The organism is Streptomyces sp. NPDC057638 (assembly GCF_042800315.1).
Taxonomy (GTDB): domain Bacteria; phylum Actinomycetota; class Actinomycetes; order Streptomycetales; family Streptomycetaceae; genus Streptomyces.
Map to the genome: position 1 here is coordinate 1 of NZ_JBHVHF010000511.1, position 3,439 is coordinate 3,439.

Here is a 3,439-nt window from a genome sequence, read left to right on the forward strand (position 1 = left end):
GACCTTCCGGCGGCCCTGATCCCGTTCCTGTGTTCGAGCGGGTTCCGATCGGGGAATCGGGCTGTCCATGGAAGAAGCCGTGCGGCAAGATCCTGGGATGGAGCACGTACGCGATCTGAACCGGCTGCCGAAGACGCATCTGCACTTGCACTTCACGGGGTCGATGCGCCCCACCACCCTGCTCGAACTGGCCGACAAGTACGGCGTCCATCTTCCCGAAGCGCTGACCAGCGGCGAGCCTCCCAAACTCCGCGCCACCGATGAGCGCGGCTGGTTCCGCTTCCAGCGTCTGTACGACATCGCCCGATCCTGTCTGCGCCAGCCCGAGGACATCCAGCGGCTGGTCCGAGAGGCCGCGGAGGAGGACGTGCGGGACGGTTCCGGTTGGCTGGAGATACAGGTCGACCCCACCTCGTACGCGCCCATGCTCGGCGGGCTCACCCCGGCGCTGGAGATCATCCTGGACGCGGTCGAACGCGCCTCCAGGGAGACGGGTCTCGGTATGCGCGTCCTGGTGGCGGCGAACCGGGTGAAGCACCCTCTGGAGGCGCGTACGCTCGCGCGGCTGGCCGTGCGGTACGCGGACCGGGGGGTCGTCGGCTTCGGTCTCTCCAACGACGAACGCCGGGGCATGGCCCGCGACTTCGACCGCGCCTTCGCCATCGCGCGTGAGGGCGGGCTGATCGCCGCGCCCCACGGTGGCGAGCTGACCGGTCCGTCGTCCGTCCGGGACTGCCTGGACGACCTCCAGGCCGTGCGCGTCGGCCATGGGGTCCGCGCCGCGGAGGACCCCCGGCTGCTGCGGCGACTGGCCGATCTCGGGGTCACCTGCGAGGTCTGCCCGTCGTCCAACGTGGCGCTCGGGGTCTACGAGAAGCCCGAGGACGTTCCCCTGCGGACCCTGTTCGAGGCCGGTGTCCCGCTCGCTCTGGGCGCGGACGACCCCCTGCTCTTCGGCTCCCGGCTGAGCGCCCAGTACGAGCTGGCCCGTCACCACCACGGCTTCACCGATCCGGAGCTCGCCGAGCTGGCCCGCCAGTCCGTCCGGGGCTCCGCCGCCCCGGCCGATGTGCGGGCCCGGCTGCTCTCGGGGATCGACACCTGGCTGGCGGAGTGACCCCCGCCGAGGGCGGCCAGCCGCGCTGAGCCCCTCGCGCCCGGGGTGACGCGTTTCACTCCATCCCCAGGGAGACGTGTGAACGGCTCACCGGGGCGTCTGACGGTCCGCGTCACCGCTGGGCTGTCCCCGGCCCCGGACGGGGATCTCGTACGGGAGGGGGCCGCTCAGAGGCTGGCGCCGACCATCACCGGCTCATTGACCAGCGTCACCCCGAAGGCGTCGTGCACTCCCGCGATCACCTCACGGGCGAGGGCGAGGAGGTCCTCGGTGGTGGCCTCGCCCCGGTTGGTGAGCGCCAGGGTGTGTTTGCCGGAGATGCGGGCCGGACCGCTTCCGTAGCCCTTGGCGAATCCGGCGCGGTCGATCAGCCAGGCCGCGGAGGTCTTGGTGCGGCCGTCCGCCGCCGGATAGGCGGGCGGGGTGACGTCGTCGCCGAGGCGGGCGCGGGCGCGGTCGAGGAAGGCGGCGTACGCGTCGGCGTCGAGGATCGGATTGGTGAAGAACGAACCGGCCGACCAGGTGTCGTGGTCGGCGGGGTCCAGGACCATGCCCTTGCCCGCGCGCAGCCTCAGCACCGCCTCGCGGACGGCGCCCAGCTCGTGCCGCTCGCCGGGGGCGACACCGAGGACCCGGGCGGTCTCGGCGTATCTGACCGGCGCGGAGAGCCCGTCGGCGTCCTCCAGCGCGAACCGGACCCGCAGCACCACATAGCGCTCCGGGTGCTCCTTGAAGACGCTGTGCCGGTAGGAGAAGGCGCACTCGGCGTTGGTGAGGGTCACCGTCCGGCCCGCGCGGCGGTCGTAGGCGACGACCTCGGTGATGACGCTGGAGACCTCCTGGCCGTAGGCGCCGACGTTCTGGATGGGGGTCGCGCCCGCCGAGCCGGGGATCCCGGCCAGGCACTCGACGCCCGCGAGGCCCGCCTCGACCGTACGGGCGACGGCGTCCGTCCAGACCTCACCGGCCGCCAGTTCCAGGCTGGTCCCGTCCAGCCGCAGGCCCCGGGTCGCCACGCGCAGCGCGGTGCCGTCGAAGCCCTTGTCGCCGATGACCAGGTTGGAGCCGCCGCCGATCACCAGCAGCGGGGTCCCCGACGCGTCCGCGGCACGGACGGCGTCGATCACCTCGTCGTCGGTCGTGGCCGTCAGGAGGCGCCCGGCCGGTCCACCGAGGCGGAAGGTGGTCAGGGGGGCGAGGGGAGCGTCGTGGAGTTCCTGCACGCGCACAAGGGTACGGTCCGCGCCTCAGGCGGCCCGGAGGGGACGCGGGGGAGGGTCCCCGCATGCGTAAGGGGCGCTCTCCAAGGGAGGGCGCCCCTTACCTGCCGTTCGGTGGTCCGGGCTCAGGCGAGCCGGACGACGGCGCGGGCCATGCCGAGGACCTTGTCGGAGCCGCTGGTGGCGGTCAGGTCGACGCGCACCAGACCGTCGTCGAGCAGGGCGCCCACCTTGCCCCGGAGCTCGATCTGGGCACCCTTGTCGTCGTTCGGCACGACGACGGGCTTGGTGAACTTGACGCCGTACTCGACCACGGCACCCGGGTCACCCAGCCAGTCCGTGACCACGCGGATCGCCTCGGCCATGGTGAACATGCCGTGCGCGATCACATCGGGGAGACCGACCTCGACGGCGAACTTCTCGTTCCAGTGGATCGGGTTGAAGTCGCCGGAGGCGCCCGCGTACCGCACCAGCGTGGCGCGCGTCACGGTGACGGTCAGGCCCGGCAGCTCGGTGCCGACCTCGACGTCCGCGTAGGAGATCTTCGCCGTCATCACGCCTCCTCGGCGGCGCGGGCCACCAGCTTCGTCCACGCGGTCACCACGTGCTGACCGGCCTCGTCGTGGACCTCGCCGCGGATGTCCACGACGTCGTTGCCCAGCAGGAGCTTGACGCTCTCGACGGTGGAGACGACAGTCAGCCGGTCCCCCGCCCGGACCGGCCGGGTGTAGGAGAAGCGCTGCTCTCGGTGGACCACCCGGCTGAAGTCCAGCCCGAGCTTCGGGTCCTCGATCACGATCGCGGCCGCCTGGTAGGTGATCGCGAAGGCGAAGGTCGGCGGAGCGATCACATCGGGGTGCCCCATCGCCCGCGCCGCCTCCGGGTCGGTGTACGCGGGATTGCTCTCCCCCACCGCCGTGGCGAACTCGCGGATCTTCTCCCGCCCGACCTCGTAAGGCGGGGTGGGGGGATAACTCCGCCCCACGAAGGACTGGTCGAGGGCCATGCACTGGCTCCTTCCTGACGAAATGACCTCAGTGATCACATTCGGCGGACACCGCGCGCCATCGGAAACGACACGAGGCCGCCCCCTGGTTGGGGG

4 protein-coding genes are annotated in these 3,439 nt (G+C 71.8%); 1 reads left to right on the forward strand and 3 read right to left on the reverse strand.

Annotated features, from left to right (window positions below):
• The first annotated feature begins 97 nt into the window (after positions 1 to 97).
• Complete coding sequence (locus tag ACFVIM_RS34080; RefSeq protein ID WP_384309964.1) at positions 98 to 1,117, forward strand: adenosine deaminase; 1,020 nt, start codon at positions 98 to 100, stop codon at positions 1,115 to 1,117.
• Positions 1,118 to 1,284: 167 nt separating this feature from the next.
• On the opposite strand, the gene ACFVIM_RS34085 is transcribed toward ACFVIM_RS34080, so the two are convergent.
• The 3 genes from ACFVIM_RS34085 to ACFVIM_RS34095 all read right to left on the reverse strand — a co-directional run bounded on the left by ACFVIM_RS34085 (position 1,285) and on the right by ACFVIM_RS34095 (position 3,343).
• Positions 1,285 to 2,340, reverse strand: a complete 1,056-nt coding sequence (locus ACFVIM_RS34085) for a UDP-N-acetylmuramate dehydrogenase (protein ID WP_384309967.1) — start codon at positions 2,338 to 2,340, stop codon at positions 1,285 to 1,287.
• A gap of 122 nt (positions 2,341 to 2,462) precedes the next feature.
• A complete protein-coding gene (locus tag ACFVIM_RS34090; RefSeq protein ID WP_384309969.1) occupies positions 2,463 to 2,891 on the reverse strand; it encodes a MaoC family dehydratase in 429 nt (142 codons plus the stop codon).
• Positions 2,891 to 3,343 carry a MaoC family dehydratase N-terminal domain-containing protein gene (locus tag ACFVIM_RS34095; protein ID WP_384309972.1) on the reverse strand — a complete coding sequence of 151 codons (453 nt, stop codon included), beginning with the start codon at positions 3,341 to 3,343 and terminating at the stop codon, positions 2,891 to 2,893. The genes ACFVIM_RS34090 and ACFVIM_RS34095 overlap by 1 nt, the downstream gene beginning before the upstream one ends.
• Between the last annotated feature and the right edge of the window lie 96 nt (positions 3,344 to 3,439).

What these genes read in the sequence shown, in the direction of transcription:
- ACFVIM_RS34095 (WP_384309972.1), bottom strand. Translation starts at nt 3,343, where the DNA reads ATGGCCCTCGACCAGTCCTTCGTGGGGCGGAGTTATCCCCCCACCCCG.
- ACFVIM_RS34080 (WP_384309964.1), top strand. Translation starts at nt 98, where the DNA reads ATGGAGCACGTACGCGATCTGAACCGGCTGCCGAAGACGCATCTGCAC.
- ACFVIM_RS34090 (WP_384309969.1), bottom strand. Translation starts at nt 2,891, where the DNA reads ATGACGGCGAAGATCTCCTACGCGGACGTCGAGGTCGGCACCGAGCTG.